Annotated in this window: 1 pseudogene; it reads left to right on the top strand. The window is 53.4% G+C overall.

Annotation, left to right across the window (positions count from 1 at the left end):
• Nucleotides 1-6: 6 nt before the first annotated feature.
• Nucleotides 7-519: pseudogene (locus tag MRX98_RS22330) on the top strand (IS1634 family transposase); the annotation flags it as partial.

Genomic DNA, 519 nt, shown 5'->3' with positions numbered 1-519 from the left:
TAAAATGAATTCGATGTTGAACGCGCCATTTTTCTCACGGTTTTGCACCGGTTGATGGTTTCCGGATCGGACCGTTTTTGCAGCCGCTGGTGCCGCGATTACATCATCGACGGCATCGAAGGACTGGACCTTCATCATCTTTACCGCGCCATGGGTTTTTTGGGTGAGCAGATCGGCGGGACGGACGACGGCTCCGGCATTTCGCCGCGCTGCAACAAGGATTTGGTTGAAGAGCTCTTGTTTTCTTATCGTCGCGACCTGTTTTCGAATCTGGATCTGGTCTTTTTCGATACCACCTCGATTTACTTCGAGGGCCGTGGCGGAGAGAGCATCGGTCAAAGAGAATTCAGCAAGGATCATCGGCACGATCTTGTCCAGATGGTGGTCGGGGCGGTTATCGACGATGAGGGCCGGCCGATTTGTTGCGAGATGTGGCCCGGCAATACGACCGATGTCACAACGCTTTTGCCTGTGGTCGAGCGGCTCAAGCAACGCTTCAACATCAATCGCGTTTGCATT

Source organism: Desulfatitalea alkaliphila, from assembly GCF_022968795.1.
Classification (GTDB): domain Bacteria; phylum Desulfobacterota; class Desulfobacteria; order Desulfobacterales; family Desulfosarcinaceae; genus Desulfatitalea; species Desulfatitalea alkaliphila.
Note: the sequence above shows the minus strand (reverse complement) of the source record. Positions and strands in the feature narration are given on the sequence as shown.